The organism is Streptomyces minutiscleroticus, assembly GCF_014650875.1.
Classification (GTDB): domain Bacteria; phylum Actinomycetota; class Actinomycetes; order Streptomycetales; family Streptomycetaceae; genus Streptomyces; species Streptomyces minutiscleroticus.
Window position 1 is genome coordinate 111,918 of sequence record NZ_BMVU01000008.1, and the last position, 15,449, is coordinate 127,366.

Annotated in this window: 15 protein-coding genes and 2 pseudogenes; 11 read left to right on the forward strand and 6 right to left on the reverse strand. The window is 71.3% G+C overall.

The window, feature by feature from the left end; translation table 11 throughout:
• The first annotated feature begins 23 nt into the window (after window positions 1–23).
• Complete coding sequence (locus tag IE271_RS12200; RefSeq protein ID WP_229919284.1) at window positions 24–683, forward strand: DUF6461 domain-containing protein; 660 nt, start codon at window positions 24–26, stop codon at window positions 681–683.
• A 45-nt stretch (window positions 684–728) separates the two neighbouring features.
• Here IE271_RS12200 and IE271_RS41920 read toward each other — a convergent pair whose 3' ends face one another.
• Together IE271_RS41920 and IE271_RS43925 are read right to left on the reverse strand one after the other, a co-directional pair.
• Window positions 729–920: a hypothetical protein gene (locus IE271_RS41920; RefSeq protein WP_229919285.1), complete on the reverse strand. Its 192-nt coding sequence runs from the start codon at window positions 918–920 to the stop codon at window positions 729–731.
• Window positions 921–1,338: 418 nt separating this feature from the next.
• A pseudogene (locus IE271_RS43925) lies at window positions 1,339–1,794 on the reverse strand (transposase); the annotation flags it as partial.
• 301 nt (window positions 1,795–2,095) lie between these two features.
• Between IE271_RS43925 and IE271_RS12210 the strand changes: the two are divergent.
• The 7 genes from IE271_RS12210 (at window position 2,096) to IE271_RS12240 (ending at window position 10,351) form a co-directional block, all read left to right on the forward strand.
• On the forward strand, window positions 2,096–3,202 hold the full coding sequence (locus IE271_RS12210) for a LacI family DNA-binding transcriptional regulator (protein WP_190190268.1): 1,107 nt from the start codon (window positions 2,096–2,098) through the stop codon (window positions 3,200–3,202).
• Window positions 3,203–3,269: 67 nt separating this feature from the next.
• Window positions 3,270–4,868, forward strand: coding sequence for an FAD-dependent oxidoreductase (locus tag IE271_RS12215; protein ID WP_190190269.1), 1,599 nt, complete (start codon window positions 3,270–3,272; stop codon window positions 4,866–4,868).
• Between the two features lie 99 nt (window positions 4,869–4,967).
• A complete protein-coding gene (locus tag IE271_RS12220; protein ID WP_190190270.1) occupies window positions 4,968–7,097 on the forward strand; it encodes a hydantoinase/oxoprolinase family protein in 2,130 nt (709 codons plus the stop codon).
• The gene (locus IE271_RS12225) at window positions 7,094–7,717 is read left to right on the forward strand and encodes a hypothetical protein (protein WP_190190271.1); all 624 of its coding nucleotides are present in this window, start codon (window positions 7,094–7,096) and stop codon (window positions 7,715–7,717) included. Before IE271_RS12220 ends, IE271_RS12225 begins: the two co-directional genes overlap by 4 nt.
• 3 nt (window positions 7,718–7,720) lie before the next feature.
• Complete coding sequence (locus IE271_RS12230) at window positions 7,721–9,001, forward strand: TRAP transporter large permease subunit (protein WP_190190272.1); 1,281 nt, start codon at window positions 7,721–7,723, stop codon at window positions 8,999–9,001.
• Window positions 9,002–9,025: 24 nt separating this feature from the next.
• The gene (locus IE271_RS12235) at window positions 9,026–10,024 is read left to right on the forward strand and encodes a twin-arginine translocation signal domain-containing protein (protein WP_190190273.1); all 999 of its coding nucleotides are present in this window, start codon (window positions 9,026–9,028) and stop codon (window positions 10,022–10,024) included.
• A gap of 171 nt (window positions 10,025–10,195) precedes the next feature.
• Window positions 10,196–10,351: a hypothetical protein gene (locus IE271_RS12240; protein ID WP_190190274.1), complete on the forward strand. Its 156-nt coding sequence runs from the start codon at window positions 10,196–10,198 to the stop codon at window positions 10,349–10,351.
• A gap of 77 nt (window positions 10,352–10,428) precedes the next feature.
• Here the strand turns inward: IE271_RS12240 and IE271_RS12245 are convergent, their stop codons facing one another.
• Window positions 10,429–10,872: a GNAT family N-acetyltransferase gene (locus tag IE271_RS12245; RefSeq protein WP_190190336.1), complete on the reverse strand. Its 444-nt coding sequence runs from the start codon at window positions 10,870–10,872 to the stop codon at window positions 10,429–10,431.
• Window positions 10,873–10,891: 19 nt separating this feature from the next.
• Between IE271_RS12245 and IE271_RS12250 the strand changes: the two are divergent.
• Window positions 10,892–11,011, forward strand: a pseudogene (locus IE271_RS12250) (IS5/IS1182 family transposase); the annotation flags it as partial.
• 208 nt (window positions 11,012–11,219) lie between these two features.
• Here the strand turns inward: IE271_RS12250 and IE271_RS12255 are convergent.
• Both IE271_RS12255 and IE271_RS12260 read right to left on the reverse strand, forming a co-directional pair.
• The gene (locus tag IE271_RS12255; RefSeq protein ID WP_190190275.1) at window positions 11,220–11,789 is read right to left on the reverse strand and encodes an SMI1/KNR4 family protein; all 570 of its coding nucleotides are present in this window, start codon (window positions 11,787–11,789) and stop codon (window positions 11,220–11,222) included.
• A gap of 750 nt (window positions 11,790–12,539) precedes the next feature.
• Window positions 12,540–12,878 (reverse strand): inner-membrane translocator, encoded by a 339-nt coding sequence (locus IE271_RS12260; RefSeq protein ID WP_190190276.1) that lies wholly within the window; start codon window positions 12,876–12,878, stop codon window positions 12,540–12,542.
• A 120-nt stretch (window positions 12,879–12,998) separates the two neighbouring features.
• On the opposite strand from IE271_RS12260, the gene IE271_RS12265 reads away from it, so the two are divergent.
• Entirely contained in the window at window positions 12,999–13,184 is a 186-nt protein-coding gene (locus IE271_RS12265) for a hypothetical protein (protein ID WP_190190277.1), read from the forward strand.
• A gap of 363 nt (window positions 13,185–13,547) precedes the next feature.
• On the opposite strand, the gene IE271_RS12270 is transcribed toward IE271_RS12265, so the two are convergent.
• On the reverse strand, window positions 13,548–14,285 hold the full coding sequence (locus IE271_RS12270) for an SDR family oxidoreductase (RefSeq protein WP_190190278.1): 738 nt from the start codon (window positions 14,283–14,285) through the stop codon (window positions 13,548–13,550).
• A 220-nt stretch (window positions 14,286–14,505) separates the two neighbouring features.
• Here IE271_RS12270 and IE271_RS12275 point away from each other — a divergent pair, with 220 nt between their 5' ends.
• Entirely contained in the window at window positions 14,506–15,330 is an 825-nt protein-coding gene (locus tag IE271_RS12275; protein ID WP_190190279.1) for a helix-turn-helix transcriptional regulator, read from the forward strand.
• Window positions 15,331–15,449 lie beyond the last annotated feature (119 nt).

Sequence of the window (15,449 nt, forward strand, 5' to 3'; positions counted from 1 at the left end):
CTTGCGCCTCCATCGCTGGCCTGGTGTCGAAGACGGTTGTGCAGGAGTGTCGTATCGTCGTGGCCGACTCGGTGGGAGGGCGCGCGAGGGGATGGGTTGTTTCCGTGGGCAGCTTGTCCGGGGTGCTGGGCAGTGAGGAATTCTGTGTGACGGCGGTCTGCGGGCTGACGCGGGAGGATGTGCTGAGTCGGCTCGGCGTCGTCCATCAGGAGAGCTTGCCCGCGTACCGGATGGACAACGCGGTCGAGCATCTGGGGTTGGATGCCTGGGCGGTGCGCCTCTACGCCCCTTCCGGGGCCGAGTGGGTGTATCTGTTCGACGTGAACGGGCAGACAGGTGTGTCTCATAAGCGGCCGGTGCTCAAGTGGCTGTCCGAGGGAACCGAGGCGATCAGTGTGTGGTCGCTCATCGGCTCGACCACCCATGTGACCCAAGCCCGTGACGGAGAAGTTGTCGCGACCTGCAGCACGTGGATGTTCGAGCCGGCGAGCGGCTCGGACCCCGACCGTCTCAACGGAGCCCTGGAGCGGGCCGGGTTCTTCCGGGAGGGCGGGACCGAAGACGATTGCGACGACGCGCTTGCAGCCCTGGCCGCGGTGGAGCACGAGTTCGGCCTGGAAGTGGAACCAGGGGCGGTCGCCGGGCCGCTGCCGACCGTGATCGTGCCGGTTCAGCTGCTGTGACGGCGGGCAGCGGCCTTTACCTGCGTGTCAGGACGTGACCTTCAGTCAGAAGCCGTCGTTGTCGGCCGGCCGCGCCGCTACGACGAAGACGCCGCGGGCACTGCCCACGTCGGAGTCGAGCGGTCCGGGGGTGTGGCCTCGTGCACATTTTTCGGTGCCGGTCATGGTGCCGATGGGTGTGATGGTCTGCCGGCCGAAGGGCAGATCGCCGGCGTTGTTCTTGTGGACGGACGTCACCTGTGCGCATTCGTTGCCATGCGTGACGCCATTGAGTGCCCCGCTTCCGTAGGTCCCGGCGGCCCTGGTGGATCTCCCGTGCGCTGGTCGCGTTGGACGCGACTCGGAGAGTGCGTGGTCCGCGCTGGAGCCGGTCGCGCCCATGGACCGGGTGACGCCTGCCTCGCGGCAGGCTTCGACGAATGTCCGACTGCGACAACGGGTCCCGTAAACGCTCTCCTGAATGTCGAGGTTCCCGGACCGATCGGTTCGGAGTGCTGTCCAACTTGATCGGACAGTGGGCTTCGTAGGCCGCGTACCGCTTGGGACAACGCATGATCTCCGTCTTCGTTTCGTCTTCGCCGGTCCGGCGTTCGAGGTACTTCTGCGGGGCTTCGTCGTGGCGGAGGCGGCAGATCATGGCCATGTGGAGAGCGGAGTCGGCCTGGCGGTCGGCACCGCGGTTCCGCCGGTGACGCCGGACCTTTCCGGAGGAGGCGGGGAGCGGGGCGGCACCGCAGAGTTCGGCGAAGCGGGCCTCTCTGGTGACGCGTCCGGGGTTGCCGCCGCAGGTGACCAGGGACTGGGCGGTGTTCTCGATGCCGAGGCCGGTCCGCTCCAGCAGTGAGGGGGCCAGTTCGCGGACCAAGGGCTCGATCGTCGTGTCGCGGTCGGCGACCTCGTCGTTGGGCCCGAGGTGGCGGCGGACCGGGGACTTGATTGCGACGCGGGTGGCCAGAGAGGGGGCGTCGGTGCCGATCACGGCGGCGACGTGCGGGTCTTCGCGGGTGTCCACGTCGCCGATGACGACGTGGGAGACGGGTGGGATGCCGGCCGTGTCGGCCTCCTCGCGGACGAGAGGGGCCTCGGGCGCATCTCGCGGGGCAGCGTCCATCACGGTTATCGGGCCTCTGCCTCGGCTCCGTCCCGGACCTGGTCGTCGTCCGTCGGGCCGGGGCCGCGAGTCCGCATCGCCGAACGCCTCACGCCCGAACGCCTCACGCCCGAAGGCTTCACGCCCGAAGGGTGGAGCGTCCGTCCGACTGTGGCGATCGCGCACCCTTCGGCAGGCGTCCGGCGCACACGTCGCGCGGCATCTTCTTCGGTCGAACCCCTTGACCGCGTGCGTCCGTTCCCTCAGATTACTCGTTAATGCGCATTACCTAATACGCATTAACGAGCCGGAAGGAGGAGCGGTGACCAAGGAAGCCGCAGGGCGGGCCAGGCCGGGACGGACTCCTGTGCCGGCCGGTCGGCGGGCCCGTCCGAGGCAGGCGGAGGTGGCCCGGCTCGCCGGTGTCTCCCAGGCGACGGTGTCCCTCGTGCTCTCAGGACGCGCCACGGCGACGGGGCGGCCGATCTCCGAGGAGACCCGCAAGAAGGTCCTGGACGCCGCTCACAGCCTCGGTTACGTCCCCGACCCCGCCGCCAGCCGGCTCGCCGCCGCCCGCAACAACCTGCTCGGCGTCTACAGCTTCACCGCCACCTTCCCGACGGACGTGCGGCACTCGTACTACCCGTTCCTCGTCGGCGTGGAGCAGGAGGCCGCCGCTCAGGGCTACGACATCGTGCTGTTCACCGGGTCGAGCAGCGGGGGAGCGGGCGCGGCCGGGGCCGGCGCCCTCAACCGGGTGCGGCTGGCGGACGGCTGCCTCTTCCTGGGGCGCCACGTCCCCGTGGACGAACTGCACCGGCTGGTGGCCGACGGGTTCCCGGTCGTCCACGTCGGCCGGCGCGACGAGGTGGAGGGCCTGGCCTGGGTCGGCGCCGACTACGTCAGCGCCGGCCGCGAGGTGGTGACCGCACTGACCGGGCTCGGGCACCGGCGGATCCTGCTCGTGCGCGAGGACGACGACGCCCCCGCCTCCACCGACCGTGAACGGGGATTCCTGGACGGGCTGACGGCGAGCGGTCTGCCCGCCGGCCCCAACGCGGTGGTCCGGTGCGGTGACCCGCGCCGCGAGGTCACCGCCGACCGCGTCCGCGCCTGGTTCGCCGACGGGGTCACCGCCTTCGTCGCCGAGGAGACCGACACCGGTGCCGCCTGGCGGGCCCTGCGCTCCGCGGTCGCCGAGGCGGGTCTGAGCTGCCCGGGGCAGGTGTCGCTTGCCCTGCTCGGCAGCCCGCCCCCCGACCTGGCGGACGGACCGGTGCCGATGGGCTTCGACATCCCGCGCCCGGCGCTGGGCGCCGAGGCCGTACGGCTGCTCGCCTCCCGCATCGGCGGCGGAGCGGTCGGGAGCACCCTCGTGGCGTGCACCTTCAGACCGGGCGCGACCGCCGGGGCACCGGCCACCCCCTGACCCCATCCCACCCCCGACTCGTCCCCCTCACCGAAACCTCACCGAAGCTCATCGAAGAAGGAGCAGAGTGATACCCGAACCCGACATCCTCGTCGTCGGCGGCGGCCTCGGCGGCGTCGCCGCGGCGCTCGCCGCCTGCCGAGCCGGCCGCAGCGTCGTGCTGACGGAGGAGACGGACTGGATCGGCGGCCAGCTCACCAGTCAGGCCGTACCCCCCGACGAGCACCCCTGGGTGGAGCAGTTCGGCACCACCGCCACCTACCGGCAGTTGCGCGAGGGCATACGGAGCTACTACCGGCAGTGGTACCCGCTGCGCGCCGAGGCTCGGGCGCTGACCGACCTCAACCCGGGAGCCGGCCGGGTGAGCAAGCTCTGCCACGAGCCGAGGGTCGCCCTCGCCGTCCTGGAGGGCATGCTCGCCCCGCACCGGGCGGCCGGACGCCTCACCGTCCTCACCGAGCACCGTCCGGTGGCCGCCGAGTCCGACAACGATGTCGTACGTTCCGTCACCCTCCAGGACCTGCGCGACGGCACGCGCCGCACCCTGGCCGCCCGCTACGTCCTGGACGCCACCGAGACCGGCGAGCTGCTCCACCTCGCCGGCGTCGAGCACGCCACCGGGGCCGAGTCCCGGGCCGAGTTCGACGAACCGCACGCGCCCGAGCAGGCCCGGCCGGACAATCAGCAGGGCATCACCGTGTGCTTCGCCGTCTCCCATCACGAGGGCGAGGACCACACCATCGACCGGCCCGCCGACTACGACTTCTGGCGGTCCTACCGGCCCGACTTCTGGCCCGGCCCCCTGCTCGGCTTCCAGGCCCCCGACCCGCGCACCCTGGAGCCGGTCCCGCGGACCTTCGTGCCCAACCCCGACCTGGACCCGCTCGCCGTCAACGCCGACCAGAGCGCCGACGCGGGCGACAAGGAACTGTGGGGCTTCCGCCGCATCCTGGCCCGCAAGCTGCACACGGACGGTGCCTTCGACTCCGACATCACCCTCGCCAACTGGCCGCTGAACGACTACTGGCTCGCGCCGTACATCGGGCGGGAGGCCGAAGCGCTGGCCGGAGCGCGGCAGTTGTCCCTGTCGGTGCTGTACTGGCTGCAGACCGAGGCGCCGCGCGCGGACGGCGGCACCGGCTTCCCCGGACTGCGCCCCCGCCCGGACGTGACCGGTACCGCCGACGGTCTCGCGAAGGCGGCCTACGTCCGCGAGTCCCGCCGGATCAAGGCGGTCACCACCGTCACCGAGCACGACGTGGCCATCGACCTGGTCGGCCCCTACGGCGGCACCCGGTACCGCGACTCGGTGGGGGTCGGCAACTACCGCATCGACCTGCACCCGTCCACGGGCGGAGACAACTACATCGACATCGGCTCGGTGCCCTTCGAGATCCCGCTCGGCGCCCTCGTGCCGCGCCGGGTGCGCAACCTGCTGCCCGCCGGCAAGGACATCGGCACCACGCACATCACCAACGGCTGCTACCGCCTGCACCCGGTGGAGTGGAACGTCGGCGAGGTCGCCGGCGCCCTCGCCGCCCACTGCCTCGCCGAGGACGTCGAGCCGCAGCAGGTGCAGGCCGAGGACAAGCGGTACGAGGAGTTCGCCAGGGTGCTCGACCGCGCCGGCGTACAGCGGCACTGGCCCGACGTCAGGGGCTACTGAACGACCCCCGCGAGGCGGGAGTCCGGGCGGGGCAGCTCCACCTGCCCCGCCCGGCGGCCGCCCGCGTGGGACCGACCCAGCACAAGGAGGTGCCCGGACATGACCACCCACCGCATCCGCGTCGGCATCGACGTGGGCGGAACCTTCACCGACGCCGTGGCGGTCGACGCCACGACGCTCCGTCTCGTGGGACAGGTGAAAGTCCCCACGAGCCACCATCACCAGGACGGTGTCGCGCACGGCATCGTCGAGGCGCTCGACCGGCTGCTGCAGCAGACCGGACACCGGCCCGCCGACGTCGCCTTCCTGGCGCACGGCACGACCCAGGCTACCAACGCCCTGCTGGAGGGCGACGTCGCCACCGTCGGCCTGCTCGGCATCGGCACCGGCGCCGGCGCCGTGCTCACACGCCGACTGGCCTCGCTCGCCAAGCTCGAACTCACCCCGGGCAAGCGGCTTCCGCTGCACTACGCGCACGTACCCGACCCCGAGGACACCGGCGCGGTACGGGCCGCCGTCGAGAGGCTTCTCGCCGCCGGCGCCGAGGCCCTCGTCACCAGCGAGCCGTTCGGGGTCGACCGGCCCGAGGGCGAGGACGCGGTCGCCGAGGCCGCCCGCGCCACCGGCCGGCCGACGACGGCCGCCCACGAGATCACCTCCCTGTACGGGCTGCGCAAACGCACCCGCACCGCCGTCGTCAACGCCGCGATCCTGCCCCGCATGCTGGCCACCGCCGACCTCGTCGACGCCGCCATCACCAAGGCGGGCGTGACCGCGCCGCTGATGGTGATGCGCTGCGACGGGGGCGTGATGGCCCTGGACGAGATGCGCCGCAGACCCCTGCTCACCGTCCTGTCCGGACCGGCGGCCGGCGTCGCCGGAGCACTGATGCAGGAACGCGTCAGCGAGGGCGTGTTCCTGGAGACCGGCGGCACGTCCACCGACATCAGCGTCGTCAAGCGCGGCAAGGTCGCCGTCCGCCACGCCACGATCCTCGGCCGCACCTCCTACCTCAACGCCCTCGACGTGCGCACCGTCGGCGTCGGCGGCGGCTCCATGGTCCGCGTCGCGGACGGCCGGGTCACCGGTACCGGGCCGCGCAGCGCGCACATCGCGGGCCTGCCCTACGCCTGCTTCGCCGACCCGGCCGACCTGCGCGACGCGAAGCTGACCACCCTCAGCCCGCTGCCGGGCGACCCCGCGGACTACGCGGTGCTCGACGCGGCCGGCGGCCGGTTCGCGCTCACCATGACCTGCGCCGCCAACGCCCTCGGCCGCGTCCCGGAGGGCGACTTCGCCCACGCCGACCCGGCGACCGCCCGCACCGCCCTGGCCCCGCTCGCCGCCGCCCTCGGCACCGACGTGGCCACCGCCGCCGCCCGCCTCCTGGACGCCGGAACCGATCAGGTGAAGACCGTGGTGGACGCCCTCGTACGGGAGTACCGCCTCGACACCGACCATGCCGTCCTGGTCGGCGGGGGCGGCGGCGCGGCCTCCGTCACCCCGCATCTCGCCGCCCGCACCGGCATGAGCGGCCGGATCGCCCGCCACAACGAGGTCATCAGCCCCATCGGCGTCGCCCTCGCGCTCGTCCGCGAGCAGGTCGAGCGCATCGTGCCCGGCGCGACCCAGGAGCAGATCCTCGCAGTGCGCGCCGAAGCCGAACGCGCCGTGGTCCAGCAGGGCGCCGCCGCCGACGGCGTCGAGGTCGAGGTCACCGTCGACCCGCAGACCAACGCGGTACGCGCCGTCGCCACCGGCGCCACCGAACTGCGCACCCAGGACCGCGCCCACCGCGCCGACGACGCCGAACGCCTGCGTCTGGCCGCCGCCAGCCTCAAGACAGACCCGTCCCGCGTCCACGTCCTCGCCGGCACCCCCGCCCACACCGTCTACGGCACCGAGGTCCGCCGCCGCTTCCGGCCCGCACGGCACCCCGTACGCGTGGTGGACGCCGACGGCGTCGTACGCCACCACGCCCCCGACGCCCGGGTCGAGGCCACCACCGTCGCCGCCGCACCCGACAAACTGGCCGAACTGGTCGCCGAGACCACCTCCTACGGCGACGGCGGCGTCCGCGCTCCCGCCGTACGCCTGCTGCTCGGCTCCCGCATCGCCGACCTCTCCGGCGTCCTGGACCCCCGACCGCTGCTCGCCCTCGCCCGCAGCGAACTGCGCGCCCGCGCCGCCGACGAACCGGTCGTCGCCGTACTGGAGGTGCGGGAATGACCGCCGCGCACACCAACGCGCCGGCGGACCCGGCCGCCGTCGACGACATCGAGTGGGCGGTGCGACTGCTGGCCGCCACCCCCACCCATGAGCACCGCGACCCGGAGCTGCTGCGCCGCTGGGCCCGCGCCGCGGACGCCTTCGGCGCCGCGCTGCCGCCCGTGGAGTGCACCGCGAGGATCGTGGAGCGCGACGGCGGTCTGGAGCGGGGACTGCTGGCCCGCTACACCTCGCGGCCGCCCACGGTCGAGCTGTACGCCGACACCGTCGCCCTGGCCGAAGAGGTCGTCGACGCCCGCGGCTGGCGCGCCTGGTTCCCGCCGGGCTCGGTACGGGCCGCCGCCCTCGCCCACGAGGCCGTGCACGCCCACCTCCACCACGGTCGCGCACGCGCCGCGCTGAAGCACGCGCTCGGGCACAGCGCCCTGCGCCTGGGCCGGCTGCGCGTACCCGGCCATGTCGCCGGTGCCGAAGAGGTCGCCGCGCACGCCTACGCCCGTACCGTCTGCGGACTGGGCCGCAGCCCCCTACTGCTGACCGCCGCCCTGGCCGCCGAGGCCGACGCCCGGTCCCACAGGCCGGCACCATCCCCCGCACGCGACGCAAGAAGAGAGAACTGACCCATGGGTGTCGTCATCCTCCTCGTCATGGCGGCCGGCGTCGCCGCGATGCTCACCCGGAAACTGCCCACCGCCTTCGCCCTCGTCCTGCTCGCCCTGGCCATCGCCCTCGTCTCCGGGGCACCACTGACCGGCGAGAACAGCGTCCTGGACACCGTGCTCCAGGAGGGCGCAGGAGCCCTCGCCGCCACCATGGTCGCCATCGTCCTGGGTTCCTGGCTGGGCAGGCTGCTCGACGAGACCGGCATCGCCGGCACCCTCGTCCGCAAGATCGTGGAGTTCGGCGGCGACCGGCCCACCGTCGTCGCCCTGGGCGTCCTCGCCGTCTCCGCGCTCGTCGGCACGGTCACCGGCTCGGCGCCCGCCGCGATGCTGGCCGGCATCATCGGCATCCCCGCCATGGTCGCCGTGGGCGTGCCGAAGGTGACGGCCGCGGGCACCGTACTGATGGGCATCGCGGTCGGCGTCCCCTTCGAACTGCCCGTCTGGCAGTTCTTCTCCACCGCCCTCGACCTGCCCGTCGGCACCGTCCGCGGCTTCATGGTCAAGCTGTTCCCGTTCGCGCTGGTCGCCGCCGTCGCCTACGTCGTCATCGAGAACCGGCGGCGCGGCACCGAGCACGCCTGGTCCCTGAAGCCGGTCACCGCCCGCCCGGCCTCGCGCCGCGAACGCCTCGGCGACACACCCTGGTACGCCCTGCTCGCCCCGGTCGTCCCCCTCGTCCTGGCCCTCGGCCTGGAGGTGGCGATCATCCCCTCCCTCCTGGCCGGCGTCCTCTACGCCCTGGTCACCACCACCCGGCCCGGCGAGATGAATAAGCGGCTGCTGCGCACCCTGTACGGCGGCTTCGAGGTGGCGGCCCCGCCGCTGGCCCTGTTCATCGCGATCGGCATCCTGCTGGCGGCCGTCAAACTCCCCGGGGCCGTCGAGGCACTCGAGCCGCTGATGAAGGCCGTCAGCCCGCACCACCCGGTGCTGTTCGTCGCCGTGTTCACCCTGCTGGTGCCGCTGTGCCTGTACCGCGGCCCGCTCAACGTCTTCGGACTGGGCGCGGGCATCGCGGGCGTCCTCATCGCCACCGGTATCTACCCGGCCGTCGCCGTCCTCGGCATGGCCACCTCGTACAACCAGGTCTTCGGTGTCGCCGACCCCACCAGCACCCAGACCGTGTGGAGCGCCCAGTACGCGGGCGTCGGTCCGCAGCAGGTCATGGTCCGCACCCTGCCCTATGTGTGGGCCGTCGCCTGCGGCGGCCTGTGCGTCACCGCAGCCCTGTACCTCTGACATCCCCTTTCCACAGGAGCCGACATGTACGAGCCGCACGTCGACCGCCGCCTCTTCCTCAAGGGCACCGCCGCCACCGGCGCCGCCCTCGCCCTGGGCGTCACCACCGCGCCCACCGCGTCAGCCGCTCCCGGCGGCTTCCCCGACTACACCTACGTCCGCACCCTGCTCACCCCGTCCCGGCTCGCCTACAACCCCACCGGCGAGATCATCTTCCCCACCGTCCGGGGCGTCTACGACAAGCTGTCCTCCCCGCTCGGCCGCTACTACCTCTACTACGCCCCGCACGACGCCCCCGGAGGTGTCTGCCTGGCCTACGGCGACTCCCTGGAGGGCCCGTTCACCGAGTACGCGGGCAACCCGATCGTGAAGAACACATGGTCACCGCACTACTCCGTCAGCCACGTCTCCTCCCCGCACGTGATGTGGAACGCCGGCGCCAAGGAGCTGTGGCTGTACTTCCACGGCGAGAACACCACCACCAGGCTCGCCCGCTCCAAGGACGGGATCTCCTTCACCTACGACAAGGTGGTACTGACCACCTCCATGCTGCCCGCCGGCACGACGGAGACCTCCTACGCGCGGGTCTTCCCGCACGAACTGCCCTCCCGCGGCGCCCACTACGTCATGGTCTTCATGATGAACGGCACCGCCAACCACCGCGACATCGGCTGGGGCTGGTCGGCGGACGGCCGCACCTGGACCTTCGCCCAGGAGCCGCTGGTGCGGCACGGTGACGTCGGTGCGGTCAACGTGGGCGGCCCGCACCTGCTGTACCGCAACAACAGCACCTACGTCGTCTACAACAAGGACAAGGAGAGCGGCGGCGACATCTTGATCACCGAGGTCGGCAACGACTTCTCCCGGCGCAACCACCTCGGCGTCCTGTACAACTCCCGCAGCGCCGCGCCGGAGAACGGCCGCGCCGCCTCGCCCTCCTTCGGCACCGACGGCGGCGTCCCCTACATGATCTACGAGGCGGGCGAACGGCTGTCCGGGGCGATCGCGGTGGCCCGCGGCTGAGTGAGCGCCGGCCCACCGCCCGGACGGCGGGCCGGCGCACCCCGGCATCCGATGACGGCGGGGGGCTCGATCAAACGGGTCCGGCTCATCCCCGGTGGCGACCGAGCGCGATGAGCGACACGGCTGATCACGCCGCTCGCGAACCCTTCTGTGAGCATGATGTGCTCAAGGTTGTCTGCGCTGGTCATCGAGTCGGTCAAGGCAGAGCGCAGCGGCATCGTGGTGCGGGCCCGTACGCCTGACCGCCCGGCGGACCGGGATCGGCTGCCTGATCGGGCCGAGGCCGGCACCGACCCCCGCGCCCTCGTCCCCCTCGCCCTCACGTGATCACAACGGACGAGGCCGGACCATGCCGAAGCCCTGGGGCGGACACTCCGATTCCGGCCCTGTCAGAGGCCGGGCGTCTACGGGCGGCGGGTGAAAGAGTGCAAGCGGTCGACCTCGGTGAAGCCGGCCCGGTCGTACATGCCGTTGGCGGCGGTGCGATCGCGCTCGGGGTCATCAGCCGGGGCGTCGTCGACGTAGAGGATCGCGTCGCGGGCGCCGAGCCCGGTGAGCAGGTCCAGGGCGGAGCCCAGGAGCGCTGTGCCAAGGCCCCGCCCGCGGGCGGCGGGGACCACGCTGATCCACCACAGCACGCCGGTTCCTGCGACGGGGCGGCCGATGGTGGCCTCAGCGACCGGTTCCTCCTCTTCACGGAGTTCCAGGCGCTTGCCCGGCGGATCCACGCACTTGTCGACGGTGAGGTGGGCGGAGTGCGGCAGCTCCGCGACGGGCAGGGGGACCCGCATGCAGCGCCACAGGTCGCGGCCGGTGAAACCCGCTCCTTCGAGTGCCCGGCGGGTCACCGGGCGGTGACGGACCGGACAACAGGCCGTCGCCACCCTCAAGTCCCGGCGGATCCTCCGCAGACTGCGGTGCTCGACCACCCGCATCACGAGCTTCGGCCAAGCCGTTCTCCGCTTGTATCCGGCCAGCTCGGAGTGAGGTGGTGAAGAGCTCACCGATCCCTGCCCAGAGCCATCGACAAACGCTGTCCGCCCACATGAGCGAAGCCACGGCCGTTCGGCGGCTTCATCAGGCGGCAGCGCCTGGTGGAGGACGACGACCACTGGCTCGACGCGGACGGACTCACGGCGCTCTCGACGTCAGCGCGTGATGAGAAGGCCCCCGGTACAACGGGGGCACTTCGGTTTCAGGACCAGACGAGTCGTCCTTCGACGACCGAGCAGGTCGGATGGCTTCCATCGGCGATTTTCGTCAGCATGTCCGCCACGGAGTCGAAATAGTGAGTCAGTGACGCGTACTCGCCCGTGGTCGTGATCTCACCCACGAACCACCTGCCGACACGGCCGTCCCGCACGTCGATGAACTTCCCTGTCCAGCCGTCCTGGTCCGACAGGAACGGGATCCACTCATTGCGCCAGAACGGATCGTCCGGTCGATCCGGAGGGTTGACCCCACCAGGCGTGGAGTGGTTCGCGTAGAGCTTCTCCATCGCCCGGATGCCCAGGAAGAAACTTCCCTCATCCGGAAAGCCTGCGAAACCGCAACACGCCACATCGTCGTCCACGTCTTCCTCGGGAAGATCCAGGTTGTTCTGCAACAGCCATACCCGCAGTTCCCGGGGGAGCGGGATGCCCATCCGCTCCTCGGCGGCCGCAAGCATCCGTTCCGTGGCCGACCCGGGCAGATCCGCATGATCGGCCGGGGCGTGCTCCCGAAGAAGACCCATCACGCGGGACCAGCTCTCCACCACACTCATCCCCCACCGCTCTCTGCGTGGACGCCCTGTACGGCTGCGTCGCCACACGTTCCTGTTCGAAGCATCGACGCCGGGCGCCGCAAGCCCGAAGCAGCGCGCAGGAAGGCCACCTCGCGGAGCGCCGACCGGAAAACCTCGCAGGAATGGTACTGGGGGTACGCCGACTGCCCCTGCTCGGCGCCTCCTGGCCCCAAGTGCAGGACCACCCGCTCGGCGAGGTCACCGCCCGGCAGCGCCTCATGGACGCGGCCGGTGTGACCCTGCGGGCCCAGCGGCGAAACCCCGGAATCACGCGGGATCCTTCCCGCGGTCGAGGGCGGTAGAGCCGGTCAGGGTACGCCAACGGAGACCGCCCTCGATCGTGCGACACCGCCGCGGACAGTGACACACGGCCGAGCGCAGGCTCGGCCAAGGCGATGTCGCGTTCGTGGCCGATCCCGGCGGTGTGGCTACGGATGACGGAGAGCCGACTGGGACCCGCCGTGCCGTGAGGTTCGATCACAGCTGCCTCGGCAACGGTCGGTGGCAGGTCTTGCTCGCGCTTCTTGTGGAGGCGTGGCTTTTTGACCGTAGGGGCACCGTGAGCGCCTGGTCCACGGTCACCGCGTCGGCCGTCACGTCGCAGGCCGCGCACCTCGGCTGCGCCACCGCAAGACTCAACGACCGCTCCACCCCGGGCTCCCCTCGTCACGGCCCCCTCAAGACAGATCTGCTCCGTAGACCGACCTGCGGGGATCTCGACACCGAGCATCACCCGCCGGTCGCAGGGAAGGCCAGGACCAGGACGATGCAGAGCACCAGTCGGGCCGCCCCGATGTATCGGTGTCCGAGCCGTAGCAGTACGAGGCCCGTCACGCCGACGGCCAGGGCCAATGCGCCGTGGCACAGCACTGGCGCCCAGTCCGCGGGCGGCGTGCCGGCCACCGCCTGTCCGAAGTCGGCGTTCGCTCGGTCCAGTCCTCGTACTGCGAGCAGGATGAGAACCAGCATTCCGGCCGCCACGTCCGCCACCAGTACGAGCAGCAGGAGACAGCCTGCGGTGAGGGCCTTCTCTCGGGTGGAGGGCTGTTCGTCGGCATGTTCAGGCATGTCCGTGCGGTCGCACGAAACGCAGCCTTCCGGACGGGCTGCCGCCGAACTGCGCTCAGTCGTCCGGGCGGGACTGCGTACGGCAGCGACACCGACAGCCGCCAGGGCAGTGGACTGCCGATGACGAAGACGCTGAAGCTGGACGGCGACGCCATGCACCACCACATGTCCGCTCAGCTGATGGGCGACGGCGACATCAACTGCTCGATCGCGGTCGACGGCAGGACGAAGAAGGGGCACGCCTCGGGTGGATACAACATCTGCAACGCCCAGTTGCACAGCGGCCTGTTCGGCGGCTGGAGCTGACCAGCACCGCGGCCACGCACAGCCCCAGCAGTGCGCCGAACCGGTAGCGGCGTCCTCGTACCCGGCGTGGATCGGGGAGGCGGTCCACCACCTCGGCCGGCGCGGCCGGTTCAGAGGGGGCCGTGAGTGGATGCGGCGCGGCTGCATCCACGAAGTGGCGCATGGGGACGCTGATCCAGGTAATGCGCACGCGGACGCGGCTCCTGGCCGATCTTCGGTCTCAACGACCCTGATCATCTGGCGTCGCGCCCGTCGTTTCCCATCGGCCATGCCACCCAGCCACGGACCAGCGGGCCTGTGTTGCCGTCACCCCGTGGATCGGTCCCGCGGATGCGTGTGTCCGCGCCGGACGTGCGGGAGAGGTCAGCTCTGGGCGGTGGGCCGGACGACGATGTCGTTCACGTCGACCACGGCAGGCTGTTCGATCGCGAAGGCGATGGCCCGGGCGATCGCGTCGGGCGGAATCGCGATGTCGTCCCGCATCTTCGTGATCTCTGCTCTGACCTGGCTGTTGGTCGAGGCCTCGGCGAAGTCGGTCATCGTTGGACCGGGCGAGACGGTCGTCACCCGCAGGGAGTCGCCGGCTTCCTGGCGCAGTCCTTCGCAGATGGCCCGGACCGCGAACTTGGTGCCGGCGTAGACGGCCATGGTCGGCACGATGCGGAACGCAGCCGTGGAGGCGACGGTGATGAAGTGACCGGTTCCCTGCGCCCGGAAGACCGGCAGGGCGGCGCCGATCCCGTGCAGCACGCCCTTCACGTTGACGTCGACCATGTGGTCCCACTCGTCGACGCGCAGATCGTCAAGAGGCGAGATGGTGCCGACTCCGGCATTGCTGACGAGTACGTCGAGTCGGCCGAAGCACTCACCGGCCAGCGCGACCAGGGCCTGCAGATCGTCTCGCCGGGTCACGTCGGTGCGGATCTGGACGGCCTCGCCACCTGCCTTCCCGATCCGGGCCACCAGTTCCCCCAGGCGTTCGGATCGGCGTGCGCCAAGGACGAGTCGCGCGCCGCGTTCGGCGAGCAGCAGCGCGGTCGCCTCGCCGATGCCACTGCTAGCTCCTGTGATCGCCACCACTTTGCCCTTGATTCCGGACATGAGCTGACCTCTCCTTCTTCGGCACAGCGGCCGGGGTGTCGCGTGCTGGCAGGCCCGGGAGGAGCCTCCAGAAGCCGTTGCGCACTGCCAGGCCGGGGTGCCGATGTTGACCGTGTGAGGCCGTCGGTCGTTCCGCGGCCCTCGCTCGCACACCAGTGTCTTGGGGATTTAGCCTGGTATCCAGAATGCAGTTGTCCTGGAACCAGAGGTGCCATCCGTCATGTCCACGCAGTCGGCCCAGCGCCGTCAACTAAGCGAATTCCTGCGCAGCCGGAGAGAGCGCCTGACCCCTGAGGAGGTGGGCCTGCCTCCGACCGGCCGCCGTCGGACTCCGGGACTTCGCCGGGAGGAACTGGCGCTGCTGGCCGGGATCAGCGCCACCTGGTACACGTACCTGGAGCAGGGTCGAGAGATCCGCGTCTCCGAACAGGTGCTCAACGCCCTCGCCGCGGCGCTGCGGCTCGACCGGCACGAGCGCGATCACCTTCTCCGGCTCGCCGGTCACGCGCCTGCTGCCGAAGCCGAGGAACGCGAGCCGCTTCCGGCCGAGGCGGGTGCCGTCCCCCTGTTGCTCCAGCCGAACCCGGCGTACATCATCGGCGGCAACTATGACGTCCTCAGTCACAACCAGGCAGCCGACGAGCTGTTCCCGAGGCTCATCACCGAGGCGGACCGGCCCGCCAACTTCGTCCGCTGGGTGTTCCTCGAACCGGTGGCCCGGGACGTTCTGGTCGACTGGGAATCCGAAGCACGCGGCCTGCTCGGCCGACTTCGGACGCTGGCGGCACACCACGCCGGCGATCCGCGGTACACCCGCCTGATCGAGGACCTGAACGAGGGCAGTCCGGAGGTGCGGGACTGGTGGCCGCAGTACGAGGTGCAGGCCCGGCACAGCGGTCGCAAGCGGCTACGACACCCGCAACGGGGAGCGACCGAGTATGCGTACACCGCTTTTCACCTGGCCGAACAGCCGGAACGGACGCTGGTCGTCTATGTCGACAGCAGCCAACCGTCCGACGGGAGCGCAGCCGTGACCGGTGACTGAAGGAAGGGGGCGACGGCAATACCAGCGCTTACGATGCGGCGGTGGAGGACCAACGGCTGCGCGCCGGGCAACTGCTGGAGAAAGGGTCGGAGGACCGGCCGACGCGGGGCGGCCGGGGT